The organism is Micromonospora sp. NPDC051300 (assembly GCF_044455315.1).
Taxonomy (GTDB): Bacteria; Actinomycetota; Actinomycetes; order Mycobacteriales; family Micromonosporaceae; genus Micromonospora; species Micromonospora robiginosa.
Genome location: NZ_JBITEP010000021.1, coordinates 81852 through 97580, shown reverse-complemented (window position 1 = coordinate 97580; position 15729 = coordinate 81852). Strand labels below are relative to the sequence as shown.

The window sequence follows — 15729 nt, the reverse complement described above, 5'->3', positions numbered from 1 at the left end:
CCTCATACCCCGCGTCCCGCTTCGCGGAACGGTCCGGGCGTTCCCGGGCGCGTCGGGTACGCTTGCCGGCGTGACGCGTTCGTATCGATGGTTTAGGCAGCCGGCTGGAGGAGCCGGTGACTCGACCGTGAGCTGACGTCACTTCCTCTTCGAGCCGGCCGGGCAGGGATGGTTCCCTGCCCTTTCGCATGCGAGCAGCCGGCTCGACTCCCTGGGCGCCGGCCCCGGGGCGCGGTCGGCGGAAGGATCCCCACCGTGACCACGTCCCCGGACGCCCGCCGGGTCATCGACCAGCGGATCGACCGCGTCGTGCCGTTGACCACCCCGGCCCTGCTGCACCACCACCTGCCGCTCGACGCGTCGCTCGCCGAGGCCGTCGTGGCCGGCCGGCGCGCGGTCGGTCGGGTGCTGGACCGCGCCGACGACCGCCTGCTCGTGGTGGTCGGCCCGTGCTCGGTGCACGACCCGGCGGCCGCGCTGGAGTACGCGGGACGGCTGCGCGAGGCCGCCGACCGGGTCGCCGACGACCTGCTCGTGGTGATGCGCGTCTACTTCGAGAAGCCGCGCTCGACGGTGGGGTGGAAGGGCCTGATCAACGACCCGGCGCTGGACGGCTCCGGTGACGTCAACACCGGCCTGCGGACCGCGCGGGCGCTCCTGCTCGACGTGCTGCGGCTGGGCCTGCCGGTGGGTTGCGAGTTCCTCGACCCGATCACCCCGCAGTACATCGCCGACACGGTGGCCTGGGGCGCGATCGGCGCCCGGACCGTGGAGAGCCAGGTGCACCGGCAGCTCGCCTCCGGCCTGTCCATGCCGATCGGCATGAAGAACCGCCCCGACGGCAGCATCGCCACCGCCGTCGACGCGATCCGCGCGGCCGGCGTGCCGCACGTCTTCCCCGGCATCGACGTCTCCGGCATCCCGGCGATCATGCACACCCGGGGCAACGCGGACGGTCACCTGGTGCTGCGCGGCGGAGGCGGCCGGCCCAACTACGACGCGGAGTCGGTGGCCGGGGCGCTGGACCTGCTGCGCGCCGCCGGCCTGCCCGAGCGGGTGGTGGTCGACGCCAGCCACGCCAACAGCGGCAAGGACCACCGCAACCAGCCGCGGGTCGCCGCGGACGTGGCCGGGCAGCTCGCCGCCGGGCAGCGCGGCATCGTGGGGATCATGTTGGAGAGCTTCCTGCGTGCCGGCCGGCAGGATCTGGACCCGACTCGGGAGCTGGAGTACGGCAGGTCGGTCACCGACGCCTGCATCGGCTGGGACACCACCGACGAGGTGCTCGACCACCTGGCCCAGGCGGTCCGCGCCCGCCGCGCCGCGCTGCCCACCCCCGCCTGAGCGCCGTCGGGGTGGCGTTTGACCGGTTCGGCGCCGGGTAGGTGGTCGGCGTGACCGATGACGCGCCCGTGACCGAGCAGCCGGACACCAGGCCGCTCGACGACCTGCTCGACGACCTCTACCACGGCCAGGAGCGGATCAGTCAGACCGACATCTACCGCCGGGCGGTGGCCGCGGAACTGCCGGCGGAGCTGCTCACCCGGATCGCCGCGCTCCCCCAGGGCGAGTACGCGGTGGACGAGGTGGCCGACCTGCTGGGCGGCTCGGTCGCCTGAGCACCCCGCCGACGAGAGGACGCACATGACCGACCGCGAGACCGAGCACGAGCGCCTGCCGGCGCTCGGCCAGCCCCCGGAGGGCGTGGACACGCTGCCCGAGCCCGACTTCGCCAACGAGCACGACCGCACCGCGGTGGACCGGGACATCATCACCGGGGAGGACGACCGGGAGCCGGAGACGTCGCGCGGCTGGGCCGGCGAGGACCACGGCACCACCCCGACCTGATCCCGCTGACGAACGATCGGGGCCGGCGCGCACGCGCCGGCCCCGATCCGTCGGTGCTCACTCCTCGCGGTGCCCGCCCTCGGCGGCCCGCTGGGCCACCGCGTAGCCCATCTGGAGGAAGTCGGACGCGGCGACCGCGGTCAGCGCGGTGGCCACCAGCCGGGTCAGCCGGGGCGCCAGCACCAGGCCACCGGTGAGCCCGGTGGCCACCCACACCGCCAGACAGAACGGGCAGCTCACCAGCTCGCCGAGCGCGTGCCGGGTGGGGCTGCCCTCGTCGCGGACCTGCTCCATCACCTCGCCGCTGCCGATCGGGTGGTCGTAGCGGGTGAACGGCGCCCGCAGCGGGCTGGTGATCGCGTCCTTGGAGATCAGCCGGCTCAGCTTGTGCGTGGCGATCGAGAGCAGCACCACGTCGCCGGGCGAGGGCCGCTCCGGCACCGGACGGCCGGTCGCCCGGACCACCCCGACCAGCGCGGCGGTCACGCCGGCGTAGGTGCCCATCGCCTTCAGGTAGCCCTCCAGCGGTCGGTGCTCGTGCGGCGCGTACGCCTGGCGCAACCGCGCCACCTTCTGCTTCAGGCCACTCCCGGTCAACCCGGCCTCCCTCGTCGTCATGGCGGCCGGGCTCAACCGGCGGTCAGGTTGTCGGCCACCTCGCGGTCGAGGTTGGTCAGGATCTCGTCGGCCAGCCCGTGATCGGGGCCGGCCAGGTCCAGCCGGACCCGGGCGCCGCCGGCGTCGGCCGGTTCCACGTCGATCTCGGCGGACCAGTCGGCGCTGCTCCACCGGGCCCGCATGTCGTCGGCGTCGAGCACCTCCACCCGGCAGGCGCGGGAGCCGCGAAGCTTCTCGGGCAGCCAGGCGGCGGAGCGGTCCGGGTCGGTGGCGGTGTTGAACACCACCTCGGGCGGCGCGGACATGCCGCGCTCGGCGTGGCTGGCCATCAGGCGTCCCGCAGCCGGTGCGGGTCGACCTCGCGGCCGGGGTGCCGGGCCAGGTATTCGGTCTCCAGCTCGGCGGTGCGGCGCAGGTGGTTGGCGAGCGCGGAGTCGGTGGCGTGCCGCAGCGTGTCCAGCCGGGTCCGGTGCAGGCTCCGCATCTCCCGGATCAGGTCCTCGTCGGCGAGTTCGACGGGGTCGACCCCGATCATCCCGCCGTCGCCGTCCCACTCGGTGACGCGCTGCTCCGGGCTGGTGTCCGGGCGTACCGATTCGGTCATCATCGCCCCCTCGTCTCGTTCGGGCTGGCGACTAGACGGATGCCCAACCGGGATGCCACCAAACCCCACGCACTACGACGCCGTGTCGGAGACGGCCGGCGGCCCCGGTACCCTCGACGGCATGCAGCGGCTCCGGACACCGGCGTGGATCGTGCGCCACGTGGCCATGGTCGTGCTGGTGGTGGCCTTCCTCGGGCTGGGCTGGTGGCAGGTGACCCGGGCGGCCGGGGGCAACGCGCTCAGCTTCGGCTACGCGATCGAGTGGCCGGTCTTCGCCGGCTTCGTGGTCTTCGTGTGGTGGCGCGAGGTGCGGCAGGCCCTGCGGGCCGAGCGCGGGGAGCCGGCCGGTCCGGCGCCGTCGGCGACCGCCGGCGACGCGCCGGTCGCCGAGACTCCCGCGGTACGCCGGCCGGTGCGCGTCGCCCGGACCCCGGCGGCGCCTGCCGACGGGGCGGACGACGGCGAGTTGGCCGCGTACAACCGCTATCTTTCCTGGTTGAACGCCAATCCGGGCGCCCGGCCCGGCGACTATCCCGGCTGAGGCCGGTGCGGAAGGACGGACGACGGTGGGCGGAGCCCTTACCCGGTACCGCGTGATCGCCTGGATCGTGGGCGTGGCGCTGGTGGTGCTGGTCCTGATCGGCATGCCGCTGAAGTACGGCTTCGACAACCCGAGCGTGGTCGCGGTGGTGGGCGTCGCGCACGGCTGGCTCTACATGCTCTACCTGGCGCTCACCTTCGACCTGTCCCGCCGGGCCGACTGGCCGCTGAAGCGGATGCTGCTGGTGATGCTGGCCGGCACCGTGCCGTTCGTGTCGTTCTACGCCGAGCGGCGGGTGAGCCACTGGGTGGCCGCCGAGCGCCGCCCGCGTACCCCGGAGCCGGTCGCCGGCTGACCGCCGGTCAGCGTGCCGGTCGCCACGGGGCGCCGCCCGGCGGGTCGGCCCAGCCGCCCAGGCGCGCCCCCTCCCGGGCCCGGCGCAGCGCGCGGGTGACCTGGCCGAACTGCCGCTCGTCGTCGCTGCTGAACAGCAGCACCTCGGCGCCGTGGACGCGTCCCCACAGCTCGTGCGCCGGTGGCCGCCAGCGGTCGCCGGCCAGCACGAGCAGCAGCGGCAGCAGCCCCACCGCGCCGAGCGTCAGGTACGACCCGGCGGTGAGCCGTTGCAGTCCGCCGGTGAAGCCGAGCAGCAGCCCGACCGAGGCGATCAACGCGGCGGAGACGGCGACCGCCCGGGCGGCGAGCCGGTCGTGCGGACCCCGGGCGGTGCGGAGTTGGGTGATGCCGGCGACCGGCCAACTGTTGCGCCCGACCGTGAAGCGTTCGGCGGTGACCACGATGCCCGGCCGGGCGTAGAGCAGGGTGGGCGTGGTGGAGGGGCGATCGGTCTGCACGGTGGCCTCCCGGGGTCGCGGGATCCCGCGGTGGGATTCCCGGATCCGCGATTCATTGTGTGACCCCCGCGCCACCCGGAAAACGGTCGTGAACCGTCAGCGTCGCCATTGTCACTTTCCGACACTTTGCCAACTTTCGACCCTCCTTGAACTCCCGACAACTCCGATCACGCGTTAGGTTGTCCAGGTCGGTCCGGTCGACCGCCGTCCATCCGGACGGCGCCGGGCTGGTGTCGACGGGCGCGACAGCGCGTTCCGCCGACCATGGAGAGGAGCTTTCCGCTCTTGTCGTCCTTACGGATGCTGCTCCGCTCGCTGGCGGTGGCCGGCCTCTCGGCCGCGCTGCTCGCCCCGGCGTCGGTGGCTCGGGCCGAGCCCACCCCCGCCGAGCTGACGAAGCAGATCGAGAAGTCCTCGACTGAGCTGGAGCGAATCGTCGAGTCCTACAACAAGCTCAACGAGGACATCAAGGCCAACAAGGCCGAGGCGGCCACGTTGGCAGCCAAGATCGGCCCGTTGCAGGAACAGGCCGAGCGGAGCCGCGCCGACGTGGCCGTGCTGGCCGCCACCGCGTACAAGACCGGTGGCATGCGCACCGCGGCGGCCCTGCTGGAGCCGGGCGGCACCGCGGCGCTGCCGGAACGGCTGGGCACGCTCGACCAGCTCACCCGGCAACGGCAGCGCACCATCACCGGCTTCACCGCCGACCAGCGCCGGCTGATCGACCAGAAGACCCAACTGGACGTCACGCTGGCCCGGGAGGCGGCGCAGGCCAAGCAGCTCGCCGCCGGGAAGAAGCGGATCGAGGCGGATCTGTCCCGTCTCTACGAGATGCGTCGCCAGGCGTACGGGAGGGCCACCGAGGCGCCGGCCAAGTCCAGTTCGGCGGGGACGCCGCCGGCCGTCTCCGGCAAGGCCGGGGTGGCGGTGCGGTACGCGTACGGCGCGGTGGGCAAGCCATACGGTTGGGGCGCCGACGGTCCCGGCAGCTACGACTGCTCGGGCCTGACGCTTGCCGCCTGGCGGGCCGCCGGGAAGTCCCTGCCGCACAACGCGGCCGCCCAGTGGAGCGCCACCACCCGGATCAGCCGCAGCGCGCTGCAACCGGGTGACCTGGTGTTCTACTCCGGGCTCGGGCACGTGGCGCTCTACGTGGGCGGCGGTCAGATCATCGACGCGCCCAGCGCGGGCCGCAACGTCAGCAAGCGGAGCATGAGCATCATGTCCATCGCCGGCTACGGGCGGGTCTGACGGACAACGCGAACGGCCGGCGTCCCCCTATCGGACGCCGGCCGTTCGTCGTTTCCATTCCTACCAGGTCAGGCCGCCTGCAACCCCTCGGCGCGGGCCAGCTCGCGGAGCCGGCCGAGGGCCTGGATCTCCAGCTGGCGGATGCGCTCCCGGGAGAGCGAGAACCGCGACGCGACCTCGGTCAGCGAGTGCTCCCGGCCGTCCTCCAGGCCGTAGCGGGCCCGCATGATGCCGGCCGAACGGTCGTCGAGGTGGTTGAGCAGACCCTCGATCCGCTGCCGCTCCAGGCCGGTGAGCACGATCTCCTCAGGCGACGGGGCGTCGCTGTCGGCGACCAGGTCACCGAGGTTGGTGTCGCCGTCGTCCCCGACCGGGGTGTCCAGCGAGACCGTGTCCTGCGACCAGCGGCGCAGCTCGTTGACCCGCTCGACGGTGACGCCGAGCGCGGTCGCGATCTGCTCCGGCTCCGGGTCGCTGCCCAGCTCACGGGTGAGCTGCCGGGCCACGTTGCGCATCCGGTTGACGTCCTCCACCAGGTGCACGGGCAGCCGTACGGTCCGCTCCTGCTGGGCGATCGCCCGGCTGATGGCCTGACGGATCCACCAGGTCGCGTAGGTGGAGAACTTGAAGCCTCGCTCGTAGTCGAACTTCTCGACCGCCCGGACCAGGCCGGTGTTGCCCTCCTGGATCAGGTCCAGCATGGGCATGCCGGAGCGCACGTAGCGCCGGGCGATGGAGACGACCAGGCGCAGGTTGGCGCGGATGAACAGGTCCTTCGCCCGCTCACCCTCGGCCACCACGCGCTCCAGCTCGTCCCGGGTCGCCCCGTCGGGAAGCCGATCGGTGTCGAGCAGGTGCTCGGCGTAGAGACCCGCCTCGATCGCCTTGGAGAGATCCACCTCACGGGCGGCGTCCAGCAGCGGCGTCCGGGAGATCTCGTGCAGGTAGACGCCGACCAGGTCCCGCTCCTCGGCGACCTCGTCGGTACGCATGCCGATGTTCTTGTCCACGATTGCCACGGTCCCCTCGCTCGCGCCGGTTGCCCGGTTCCTTGCCATCCCCACGTTCATCAGCCCTCCCCGTAACTTCCGCTGTGCCCGTAGGTGCTGACACCTACACAACAGATGTGACGTGTCGGGGATTCCATGCCGTGAGTCGAAACTGTCACGAATGCCTGAGTGGTAGCTGAGAGCCCGGTCCATGTTTCCTGTCAGGACCCCTGCTCGGGCGGCCCGTGGACGCCCTGGTCAACGGGGTCCGGAGCAGCGGATCCGCCGCCCGCCCATGGAATGTCACCATTGCGTGTTCCATGAACACAGCGAGCCGCGTCACCGCGCCTTTGCGATCCTGGTCACTGCGAGATACGCAAGGACCGGACCGGTCGGTTCAGCCATGCGGAAGGATTACCCTCCGCCTCGTTGAACAATCCGCGCGGGGAGAGACGTCCCCTCCCGCCACGTGATACGCGTCGCACCCGCCGGGCGGATGCACCGGCGGGTGGGGATGCGACGACTCAGGAGGCGAGCAGCTCCAGGGCGCCACGGACCTGGTCGGCGGAGCGGGCCAGCGCGGCCCGCGCGGCGGGCACCTCGGCACCGCTGACCAGCGCGACGAGGGCGGTCTTGAGGTCGCCGTCGGCCTGCTGGAGAGCGACCCGGCAGACCTCCTCGGCGCACCCGGTGGCCTCCATCAGGATCGAGATCATCCGGCCGCGCAGCTTCGCGTTGGTGGCCACCATGTCGATCATCAGATTCGAGTAGACCCGGCCCAGGCGCACCATCACGGCCGTGGAGAACGTGTTGAGCACCAGCTTCTGCGCCGTGCCGGCCTTCATCCGGGTCGACCCGGTCACCACCTCGGGTCCGGTGTCCACCCCGATGAACACGTCCACCGATCCGGCGGCCTCGGCCTCCGGATTGGCGCAGAGCAGCACCGTCCCGGCGCCCTGGGCCCGGGACGCGGCGAGCGCCCCGAGGACGTACGGGGTGCGCCCGCTGGCCGCCAGGCCGACCACCAGGTCGCCGGGGCGTACGCACTCGGCGGCGTCGGCGGCCCCGCCGCGCTCGTCGTCCTCGGCGTCCTCGACCGCCCGCCACATGGCCTCCGGGCCGCCCGCCAGGTGCGAGCAGAACCAGTGCCGGGGCGAGTTGAACGTCGGGGCCAGCTCGGCCGCGTCGAGCACGCCGAGGCGCCCGGAGGTGCCGGCGCCGAAGTAGTGCACCCGGTGCCCGCCGCGCAGCGCGGCCACGGCCAGGTCGACGGTCTCGGCGATCTCGGTGAGCACGGCGGCCACCGCGGCCGGCACTCGCCGGTCCGCCTCGTTGATGACGGTGAGCACGTCCCGGGTCGACATCAGGTCGAGGTCGACGCTCTGCGGGTTGCGCCGCTCGGTCGGCGCGCCGACGCGCACCACCGGACGCACCGTGGCGACCTCGTCGCGTTCCACCCGGCCCGCCGTCATCCCCGCCTCCGGCCCGGGCCGACCCGGCGTGACTGGACGGCCTCCGCGGTGGCCTCCAGCGCCTTCTTGGTCCGGGCCCGACTGCGGGCGGCCACCCCGACGAAGAGGCAGTCGACCACGGTGAGCTGGGCCAGCCGGCTCGCCGTGGCGCCGGACCGGTAGGTCGTCTCCCGGGCCGCGGTGGTGAGCACGTGGTCGGCGACCTCGGTGATCGGCGAGCGCGGGAAGTTGGTCAGCGCCACCGTGGTGGCCCCACGGGCCCGGGCCTGTTCCAGCACCTCGATCACGTCGGACGTGGTGCCGGTGTGCGAGATGCCGACCGCGACGTCGCCCCGGCCCAGCAGCGCGGCCGAGGTGAGCGCGGTGTGCACGTCCGGGAAGTAGAACGCGGTGCGCCCGATGCGGTGCAGCTTCTGCTGGAAGTCGGAGGCGACGAAGCCGCTGGCGCCGGCGCCGTAGACGTCGATCCGGCCGGCCGCGCCGATCGCCTCGACCACCTGCTCGCAGACCGCCGGGTCGAGCTGCTCGGCGGTCTCCTCGACCGCCCGCGCGTCGTTGAACGCGATGGTGGCGATGATCTGGGCCAGGTCCGCGCCGGGCGGGATGTCGCCGCCGACGACCCGGGCGTCGGGCGGCTCGACCCGGCGGGCGGCCTCGGCGGCGAGCCGGATCCGCAGTTGCGGGTAGCCGTCCATGCCGACCGAGCGGCAGAACCGGATCACTGTCGCCTCGGACGTCTCGGCGGAGGTGGCGAGATCGGTGATGGTGCGCCGGGCCGCGTCCGCCGGATCGGCGACGACCAGCCGGGCCACCCGCTGCTCGGCCGGGGACAGCGAGGGCAGGAGGCCGCTGATGTGGACGATCAGTCCACCGGGCTCGTGACTCGCAGAAATCTTCGGACTCTTCGCCACGGATGAAACTTACTTTCAGAGGGCGTGAGCGTCAACCATGACGCCGCGTATCGGGAAATTTACCGCCTTCCGCGCGCGACCTCGCTCAGGGTCCCATCACCGCAGCCCGACCGCCTCATCCGGTCCGGTCGACTCGCTCCCGCCGGCCGACGCGGCCATCGACCGTCGCGCCCGCCCGGGACGGCCGGACGGCCGCGCCGGGTCGCCGGTCGGCCGGCGCGACGGCCGGATAGCGTGTGCCCATGGCGGATCGCACGGTGCTGGTGACCGGAGGCACGGGCGGGCTGGGCGGGGCGGTCACCGCCGCGTTCCACGCCGACGGCTGGCGGGTGGTCGTACCCTCCCGGGAGGCCGGGGCGGCGGGCGAGCCGTCCGGGCCGGTGCCGGTGGTCGCGGACCTGCTCACCCCGGAGGGGGCCGCGCGGGCGGTGGCGGTCGCCACCGCCGAGCCCACGGCGCCGCTGCGCGCGGTGGTCAACCTCGTCGGCGGGTACGCCAGCGGCGGGCTGGTGCACGAGACCCCGGTCGAGGAGTTCGAGCGGCTGCTGCGGCTCAACCTGCGCCCCACCTACCTGGTCACCCACGCGGCGCTGCCGCACCTGGTGGCGGCCGGCGGCGGCGCGGTGGTCTGCGTGTCGTCGCGGGCCGCGGTGTCGCCGTTTCCCGGGGCGGCCGGCTACGTCACCGCCAAGGCCGCCGTGCAGGCGTTCGCCCACGCGGTCGCGGTGGAGTACCGGCAGCGCGGGGTGCGGTGCAACACGGTGCTGCCCAGCGTCGTCGACACCCCGGCCAACCGGGCCGCCCAGCCGGAGGCCGACCACGGGCGCTGGGTGCCGCCGGCCGAGATCGCCGCGGTGATCCGCTTCCTGGCCGGCCCGGAGTCCGCGCCGACAAGCGGCGCGAGCGTGCCGGTCTACGGGCGGGCCTGAGCCGGCACCGGGCCGTCCCGACCGCCGCCGGACGGGCGCGGGGTGCCGTCCGGCGGGCCGGCCAGCGGGGCCGGGTCGTCCGGCAGCCACTCGCTCAGGTGCGCCCGGATCCGGCGGGACACCTCGTCGGGCGTGCCGCTGCCGTCCACCACCACGAAACCGGCGTACTCCGGCAGCGACCGGTACGCCGCGTCGGCGGCGGTGAGCCACCGCATGCTCTCGTGGTCGGTGCCCCGCCGCTCGATCCGCCCGTACGCCTCGACCGGGTCGACGGTCAGCAGGAACGTGACCCGGGGCGGCGGGAAGATCCGGTAGCCGGCCCGGGCCAGCCGCTCCCAGCGCTGCCCGCCGTGCGCCCGGATGCTGGCGTACTGGCAGGCGGACCAGCGGTCCATCACCGCGGTCCGGCCGGTGACCAGGCAGCTCAGCAGGGCGAGCGCGATGGCCAGCCAGCGCAGCACGGACTCGACCGCGAGCAGGCCGTCCCGCCCGACGAGCCGTTGCGCGTCCGGCCGGCCGACCCGCTGGGCGAGCCGGCCGAGCCAGCGGCGACCGCCGGCGTTGCGGTGGTAGGTGGCCCGGTGGCCGGCGGCGGTGAGCGCCTCGGCGAGTAGGTGGGCCTGGGTGGTCTTGCCCGAACCATCGATTCCGATCAGGGCGACGGCGCGCAGTCGGGCCCCGCCGCGCCGCGTCCGCAGTGAGCTGGCCACCTCCCCGAGGTTATCCGACCCGTGCTCACCATCGGCAATTTGTCGCTTTCCTCCCCGAGCGGACCGGACAGGTGTGACCGACCCGTCTGCCGGGTACGCAACGTGATCCCACCGCCCACCACGACGACGGGAGACCCAGATGGCCGAGCGCGGGGACGAGAGCCTGGTGTACACGCTCAAGAAGGTCGCCGCGGTGCTCAAGCAGTCCGAGATCCCGTTCGCGCTCGGCGGCAGCTTCGCGGTGTACGCGCACGGCGGCCACTCCAGCGATCACGACGTCGACTTCCTGCTCCGTGAGTGCGACGTCGACCGGGCGTTGGAGGCGCTCGTCGAGGCCGGCTTCACCGCCGAGCGCCCGCCGGAGGACTGGCTGGTCAAGGTCTACGACGAGGGGCGGATGGTGGACCTGATCCACCGGCCGATCGAGACGCCGGTGACCGAGGAGACGTTCGCCGACACCATCGAGCGGCCGGTCGACGCGATCCGGATGCCGGTGCTCTCGGCCAGCCAGCTCATGGTGCACAAGCTGCTCAGCTTCTCCCAGCACTACTGCGACTTCGCCCGCGCCCTGCCGCTCGCGCGCTCGCTGCGGGAGCAGATCGACTGGGAACGGGTACGGAAGGAAACGCAGCACTCGCCGTACGCGGAGGCGTTCCTGGTGCTGCTCGACCGGCTGGACGTGCTGCCCGGCGGCGCGCCCGGCGGAAGGGAGACCCCGTGACCGGACAGCCCCCCGACGAGTACGTCGAGGCGGAGATCCAGAACATGCTGGCCGAGGACCCGTCCGTGGCCGAACAGGGCATCACCGTGGTGCGCAGCGAGCGCGGACTGGTGCTCTCCGGTGAGGTGGAGAGCCCGCACCGGCGGGAGGAGATCCTGCGGCGGGTGACCGAACGGTTCCCGGACACACCGGTGACCAGTGACATCGGGGTGATCCGTACGCAGGCGCCCACCCAGGTCGAGGAGTTGCCGTGAGGGAGGTTCGATGGTGATCCGGATCGCCGCCGTCGGCGACGTGCACGTGGACGAGGACGTGGTGGGCCGGTTCCGCCCGGCGCTGGAGGAGCTGCCGGACTGCGCGGACGTGCTGCTGCTCGCCGGGGACCTGACCCGGCACGGCACCGAGGCCGAGGCGCGCTGCGTGGCGCGCGAGTTCGGCGGCCTCGGGGTGCCGGTGATCACCGTGCTCGGCAACCACGACCACCAGTGCGACCAGGTGCCGCAGGTGGTCAAGGTGCTGGAGGACGCGGGCATCACCGTGCTGGAGGGCACCGGCACCGTGCTGGAGTGCGCCGGCGGGCGGCTCGGCGTGGCCGGGGTGAAGGGGTTCGGCGGCGGGTTCGCCGGGCGGTGCGCCAGCGACTTCGGCGAGCCGGAGATGAAGTCGTTCGTGCGGACCACCCGGGAGAGCGCCGACTCGCTGGCGTCCGCGCTGCTCTCCCTGGACTGCGACGCGCTCGTCGCGCTCACCCACTACGCCCCCGTGCCGGACACGCTGGCCGGTGAGCCGCTGGAGATCTATCCGTTCCTCGGCTGCTACCAACTCGGGCAGGCGATCGACTCGGCGCCCACCGCGCTGGCCCTGCACGGGCACGCGCACCACGGCACCGAGCGGGGAACCACCCCCGGCGGGGTGCGGGTCCGCAACGTCGCGCACCCCGTGATCAAGCAGGCGTACAGCGTCTTCCACCTGGGGGATCAAGTCGACTGAGCGGCAGGTTTCCCGGATCGAGGAGCCGGGTATCCAGCCGCCATGGAGCTGATTCTCTGGATTCTCGCAGTCGTACTCGTGGTCGCCGGAATTCTCGCCCTCTTCCGCCGGCAGATTCTCTGGGGCATCGTCCTCATCGTGGTCGGCCTGCTGGTCGGCCCGGGTGGCGTCAGCATCTTCAACACGTAACCGTTCGGCCCGAACACCCCTGACCCGCCGGGGTCGTCGGGTCCGGCGCTCTGTCCTCCCAGACCGGAGCGTCCGGATCCGACGATCCCGGCGCCTTCGTGTCCGGGGTTTGCCGGCCGGGTGGAACGGCAATATCTCGACCATGGAGATATCGGAGCGCGCCGGCCGGCGTACCGCGGGGGCCCGCAAGTGGTGGGCGCTGGTCGGCTTCGGCGCCGCCACGTTCGCCGCCGCCGCCGTCGGTGGTCTGGGCGTTCGGGGCACCTCGGCCGAATACCAGAGCCTGGAGCAGCCGGCCTGGGCGCCGCCGTCGTGGCTGTTCGGCCCGGTCTGGACGGTGCTCTACGCGTTGATCGCGGTGGCCGGCTGGCTGGTCTGGCGTCGGGTCGGGTTCGGCCCCGCGCTCTGGGCCTGGTGCGTCCAACTGGTGCTCAACGCCGTCTGGACGCCGCTCTTCTTCGGCGCCGGCCGCTACGGGCTGGCGTTCGCCGAGATCGTGCTGATGTGGCTGGCGATCGGCGTGACCGTGTTCCTGTTCCGGCGGGTGTCGCGGGCGGCGACGCTGCTCATGCTGCCGTACTGGGCCTGGGTGACGTTCGCCGCCGCGTTGAACCTCGCCATCTGGCGGATGAACGCCTGACCGGCTCCGGCGCGGGGGCCGCCGCCCCCGCGCCGGCCGGCGTCAGCAGCGGGGCACGCTCGGGATGTAGCCGTCGTACCCGGTGTAGACGTACGCGTCGGAGATGAACCGGCCGGAGCCGATCCGGTCCCAGATCGCGCTGGTGCCGTACGTGCCGGTGACCGTGGTCCCGCTGGTCTGGCAGTAGATCGTCACGCCCGCGCCGTCGGCCACCGTGCCGACCGCGCTGTAGCCGGTGCCGGGGCCGGAACGCACCGTCAGCGCCGTGCCTGCGGTGTTCACCGTGCCGGAGCCGGTGTTCGATCCGGAGCAGCCGTTGTCGCTGGTGTAGGTCTTCGTGCCCCAGTACAGCGCCTGCGCGCCGTTAAATTTGATCTTGATGGAACTGCCGCTCGAGCGCTGCTCGTAGTGCAGGTGCGGGCCGGTGGAGCCGCCTGTGGTGCCCACGTAGCCGATCACCCGCCCGTAGCCGACGGTCTGCCCGACCGAGACGTTGAAGGCGTTGAGGTGGGCGTAGTAGGTGGTGTAGCCGCCGCCGTGGTTGATCCGCACGTACTTGCCGTAGCTGGTGTTGCCGAGGTTGGTCACCACGTCGACGGTGCCGGGCGCGCTGGCGACCACCGGATCGCCCAGGTCGTCGGTCCGGTTGAAGTCGATCGCGTTGGCCGGGCTGTGGTCCGACCGGGTCTGCCCGGACCAGGACTGGCCGCACGGGAACGGGACCTTGAAGGTCGGCGCGGCCATCGCCGGCGCCGCCGGCACCACTGTCGCGGCCAGGACCGCCGCCCCCGCCGCAAGACTGAGCCATCGCTTACGCATCCATTGCCTCCTATGTTGAAAGTCTTCAATCCGATACGGACAGGGTGGCAGAAAGTTCCGTTCGACGGAAGGACCATGGGAGCGCACCCACCGGGGGTGACCGGATTTCGGGATTGTTACCGGGCCGTGTCCGCCCTAGGGGTGGACCGGGCGGGATGCAAGCGCTTACATGTGGGGACGACCATCGGACCGGCGCTGGTTCGACTCCCCCACGCGCCGGCAAGGAAGGAGATCGGCATGGCGTTTGCCAGATCACGCCAGGCGCTCGCGGTCACCGGCGTGCTGGGGCTGGCGCTCGGCGTCGCCGCCTGCGGCACCGGCAACGACAAGAAGAGCGACAAGGCGGGCTCGGCCGAGTGCGCCGCATACGAGAAGTACCAGGGACACGACGGCAAGAAGGTCGCGATCTACTCGTCCATCCGGGACATCGAGGACGAGCGCCTCCAGCAGTCCTGGAAGGAGTTCGAGGACTGCACCGGCATCAAGATCGACCACGAGGGCTCGGGCGAGTTCGAGGCCCAGCTCCCCGTCCGGGTGGACGGCGGCAACGCCCCCGACATCGCCTTCATCCCGCAGCCGGGCCTGCTCAAGCGGTTCGTCGACTCGGGCAAGCTCAAGCCGGCCGGCGCCGACACCAAGGCGATGGCCGAGCAGAACTACTCCCCCGACTGGCTGAAGTACAGCACCGTCAACGGCCAGTTCTACGGCGCTCCGCTGGGCTCCAACGTGAAGTCCTTCGTGTGGTACTCGCCGAAGATGTTCAAGGAGAAGGGCTGGTCGGTCCCGACCACCTGGCAGGAGCTGATCGACCTCAGCGACAAGATCGCGGCCAGCGGCACCAAGCCGTGGTGCGCCGGCATCGAGTCCGGTGACGCCACCGGCTGGCCGGCCACCGACTGGATCGAGGACGTCCTGCTGCGTACCGGCGGGCCCGAGGTCTACGACAAGTGGACCACCCACGAGATCCCGTTCAACGACCCGCAGGTCGCCACGGCCGTCAACCAGGCCGGCACGATCCTCAAGAACGAGAAGTACGTCAACGGCGGCTTCGGCGGCGTGAAGAGCATCGCCACCACCTCGTTCCAGGAGGCGGGCGGCCCGGTTCTCACCGGCAAGTGCGCGCTGCACCGCCAGGCGTCCTTCTACGCCAACCAGTGGGCGAAGGGCACCAAGGTGGCCGAGGACGGCGACGTCTTCGCGTTCTACTTCCCGGCCGTCGACCCGGCCAAGGGCAAGCCGGTGCTGGGCGGCGGCGAGTTCGTCGCGGCCTTCGCCGACCGCCCCGAGGTCCAGGCGGTGCAGACCTACCTGGCCTCCGGCGAGTACGCCAACAGCCGCGCCAAGATCGGCGACTGGGTGTCCGCGAACAAGAAGCTGGACATCAACAACGTCCCGAACCCGGTGGACAAGCTCTCCGTGGGCATCCTGCAGGACGAGAAGACCGTCTTCCGCTTCGACGGCTCGGACCTGATGCCGGCCGCGGTCGGCGCGGGCACCTTCTGGAAGGGCATGGTCGCCTGGATCAACGGCAAGGACACCACCACCGTCCTGAACGACATCGAGGGCAGCTGGAAGTGATCCGAGTGGGTGGCCCGGTCCGTGACGCGGACCGGGCCACCCGCTGAGCATCCGAACCCTTGAGG

21 protein-coding genes and 1 pseudogene are annotated in these 15729 nt (G+C 72.4%); 13 read left to right on the top strand and 9 right to left on the bottom strand.

The genetic code is table 11. The annotated features are described in order from the left end of the window. Positions 1-246: 246 nt before the first annotated feature. The 3 genes from ACIA5A_RS22260 to ACIA5A_RS22250 are packed head-to-tail and all read left to right on the top strand — an operon-like array spanning position 247 to position 1848. Positions 247-1344, top strand: coding sequence for a 3-deoxy-7-phosphoheptulonate synthase (locus ACIA5A_RS22260; protein ID WP_396765501.1), 1098 nt, complete (start codon positions 247-249; stop codon positions 1342-1344). A gap of 41 nt (positions 1345-1385) precedes the next feature. Next, positions 1386-1619 carry a hypothetical protein gene (locus ACIA5A_RS22255; protein WP_396765422.1) on the top strand — a complete coding sequence of 78 codons (234 nt, stop codon included), beginning with the start codon at positions 1386-1388 and terminating at the stop codon, positions 1617-1619. Between the two features lie 25 nt (positions 1620-1644). After that, complete coding sequence (locus tag ACIA5A_RS22250) at positions 1645-1848, top strand: hypothetical protein (protein WP_396765420.1); 204 nt, start codon at positions 1645-1647, stop codon at positions 1846-1848. 57 nt (positions 1849-1905) lie between these two features. Here ACIA5A_RS22250 and ACIA5A_RS22245 read toward each other — a convergent pair whose 3' ends face one another. From ACIA5A_RS22245 to ACIA5A_RS22235, 3 genes are read right to left on the bottom strand one after another with little or no spacing between them, the layout of a single operon-like run. Continuing rightward, positions 1906-2466: a DUF1360 domain-containing protein gene (locus ACIA5A_RS22245; RefSeq protein WP_396765418.1), complete on the bottom strand. Its 561-nt coding sequence runs from the start codon at positions 2464-2466 to the stop codon at positions 1906-1908. Between the two features lie 11 nt (positions 2467-2477). Then, a complete protein-coding gene (locus ACIA5A_RS22240) occupies positions 2478-2795 on the bottom strand; it encodes an SRPBCC family protein (RefSeq protein WP_396765415.1) in 318 nt (105 codons plus the stop codon). Continuing rightward, on the bottom strand, positions 2795-3073 hold the full coding sequence (locus tag ACIA5A_RS22235) for a DUF6158 family protein (RefSeq protein ID WP_396765412.1): 279 nt from the start codon (positions 3071-3073) through the stop codon (positions 2795-2797). Before ACIA5A_RS22235 ends, ACIA5A_RS22240 begins: the two co-directional genes overlap by 1 nt. A 118-nt stretch (positions 3074-3191) precedes the next feature. Here ACIA5A_RS22235 and ACIA5A_RS22230 point away from each other — a divergent pair, with 118 nt between their 5' ends. Both ACIA5A_RS22230 and ACIA5A_RS22225 read left to right on the top strand, forming a co-directional pair. Further along, complete coding sequence (locus ACIA5A_RS22230) at positions 3192-3611, top strand: hypothetical protein (protein ID WP_396765410.1); 420 nt, start codon at positions 3192-3194, stop codon at positions 3609-3611. Between the two features lie 25 nt (positions 3612-3636). Beyond that, entirely contained in the window at positions 3637-3966 is a 330-nt protein-coding gene (locus ACIA5A_RS22225) for a DUF3817 domain-containing protein (protein ID WP_269690258.1), read from the top strand. A gap of 7 nt (positions 3967-3973) precedes the next feature. Here the strand turns inward: ACIA5A_RS22225 and ACIA5A_RS22220 are convergent, their stop codons facing one another. Beyond that, positions 3974-4465, bottom strand: coding sequence for a DUF6232 family protein (locus ACIA5A_RS22220; RefSeq protein WP_396765407.1), 492 nt, complete (start codon positions 4463-4465; stop codon positions 3974-3976). A gap of 285 nt (positions 4466-4750) precedes the next feature. Here ACIA5A_RS22220 and ACIA5A_RS22215 point away from each other — a divergent pair, with 285 nt between their 5' ends. Further along, on the top strand, positions 4751-5716 hold the full coding sequence (locus tag ACIA5A_RS22215) for an NlpC/P60 family protein (protein WP_396765404.1): 966 nt from the start codon (positions 4751-4753) through the stop codon (positions 5714-5716). Positions 5717-5784: 68 nt separating this feature from the next. Here the strand turns inward: ACIA5A_RS22215 and ACIA5A_RS22210 are convergent, their stop codons facing one another. From ACIA5A_RS22210 to ACIA5A_RS22200, 3 genes are all read right to left on the bottom strand, one after another. Then, a complete protein-coding gene (locus ACIA5A_RS22210) occupies positions 5785-6774 on the bottom strand; it encodes an RNA polymerase sigma factor RpoD/SigA (RefSeq protein WP_278110234.1) in 990 nt (329 codons plus the stop codon). Between the two features lie 455 nt (positions 6775-7229). Further along, complete coding sequence (gene murQ, locus ACIA5A_RS22205; protein ID WP_396765401.1) at positions 7230-8177, bottom strand: N-acetylmuramic acid 6-phosphate etherase; 948 nt, start codon at positions 8175-8177, stop codon at positions 7230-7232. Beyond that, positions 8174-9088, bottom strand: a complete 915-nt coding sequence (locus tag ACIA5A_RS22200; protein WP_396765398.1) for a MurR/RpiR family transcriptional regulator — start codon at positions 9086-9088, stop codon at positions 8174-8176. The genes murQ and ACIA5A_RS22200 overlap by 4 nt, the downstream gene beginning before the upstream one ends. A gap of 242 nt (positions 9089-9330) precedes the next feature. Here ACIA5A_RS22200 and ACIA5A_RS22195 point away from each other — a divergent pair, with 242 nt between their 5' ends. Next, on the top strand, positions 9331-10017 hold the full coding sequence (locus tag ACIA5A_RS22195; protein WP_396765395.1) for an SDR family NAD(P)-dependent oxidoreductase: 687 nt from the start codon (positions 9331-9333) through the stop codon (positions 10015-10017). Here ACIA5A_RS22195 and ACIA5A_RS22190 read toward each other — a convergent pair. Beyond that, on the bottom strand, positions 10002-10727 hold the full coding sequence (locus tag ACIA5A_RS22190; RefSeq protein WP_396765393.1) for a dTMP kinase: 726 nt from the start codon (positions 10725-10727) through the stop codon (positions 10002-10004). The genes ACIA5A_RS22195 and ACIA5A_RS22190 overlap by 16 nt on opposite strands. Positions 10728-10866: 139 nt before the next feature. On the opposite strand from ACIA5A_RS22190, the gene ACIA5A_RS22185 reads away from it, so the two are divergent. From ACIA5A_RS22185 to ACIA5A_RS22165, 5 genes and pseudogenes are all read left to right on the top strand, one after another. Next, the gene (locus tag ACIA5A_RS22185) at positions 10867-11448 is read left to right on the top strand and encodes a nucleotidyltransferase (protein ID WP_396765390.1); all 582 of its coding nucleotides are present in this window, start codon (positions 10867-10869) and stop codon (positions 11446-11448) included. 44 nt (positions 11449-11492) lie between these two features. Beyond that, positions 11493-11702, top strand: a complete 210-nt coding sequence (locus ACIA5A_RS22180) for a hypothetical protein (RefSeq protein ID WP_396765497.1) — start codon at positions 11493-11495, stop codon at positions 11700-11702. 10 nt (positions 11703-11712) lie between these two features. Continuing rightward, a pseudogene (locus ACIA5A_RS22175) lies at positions 11713-12490 on the top strand (metallophosphoesterase). Next, on the top strand, positions 12481-12627 hold the full coding sequence (locus ACIA5A_RS22170) for a GPGG-motif small membrane protein (protein ID WP_013288160.1): 147 nt from the start codon (positions 12481-12483) through the stop codon (positions 12625-12627). The pseudogene ACIA5A_RS22175 and the gene ACIA5A_RS22170 overlap by 10 nt, the downstream one beginning before the upstream one ends. A 142-nt stretch (positions 12628-12769) precedes the next feature. Continuing rightward, positions 12770-13267 carry a TspO/MBR family protein gene (locus tag ACIA5A_RS22165; protein WP_396765387.1) on the top strand — a complete coding sequence of 166 codons (498 nt, stop codon included), beginning with the start codon at positions 12770-12772 and terminating at the stop codon, positions 13265-13267. Between the two features lie 42 nt (positions 13268-13309). Here ACIA5A_RS22165 and ACIA5A_RS22160 read toward each other — a convergent pair whose 3' ends face one another. Further along, positions 13310-14086, bottom strand: coding sequence for a peptidoglycan DD-metalloendopeptidase family protein (locus tag ACIA5A_RS22160; protein WP_396765384.1), 777 nt, complete (start codon positions 14084-14086; stop codon positions 13310-13312). Between the two features lie 237 nt (positions 14087-14323). Between ACIA5A_RS22160 and ACIA5A_RS22155 the strand changes: the two genes are divergently transcribed. Continuing rightward, positions 14324-15664, top strand: coding sequence for an ABC transporter substrate-binding protein (locus tag ACIA5A_RS22155; protein WP_396765381.1), 1341 nt, complete (start codon positions 14324-14326; stop codon positions 15662-15664). Positions 15665-15729 lie beyond the last annotated feature (65 nt).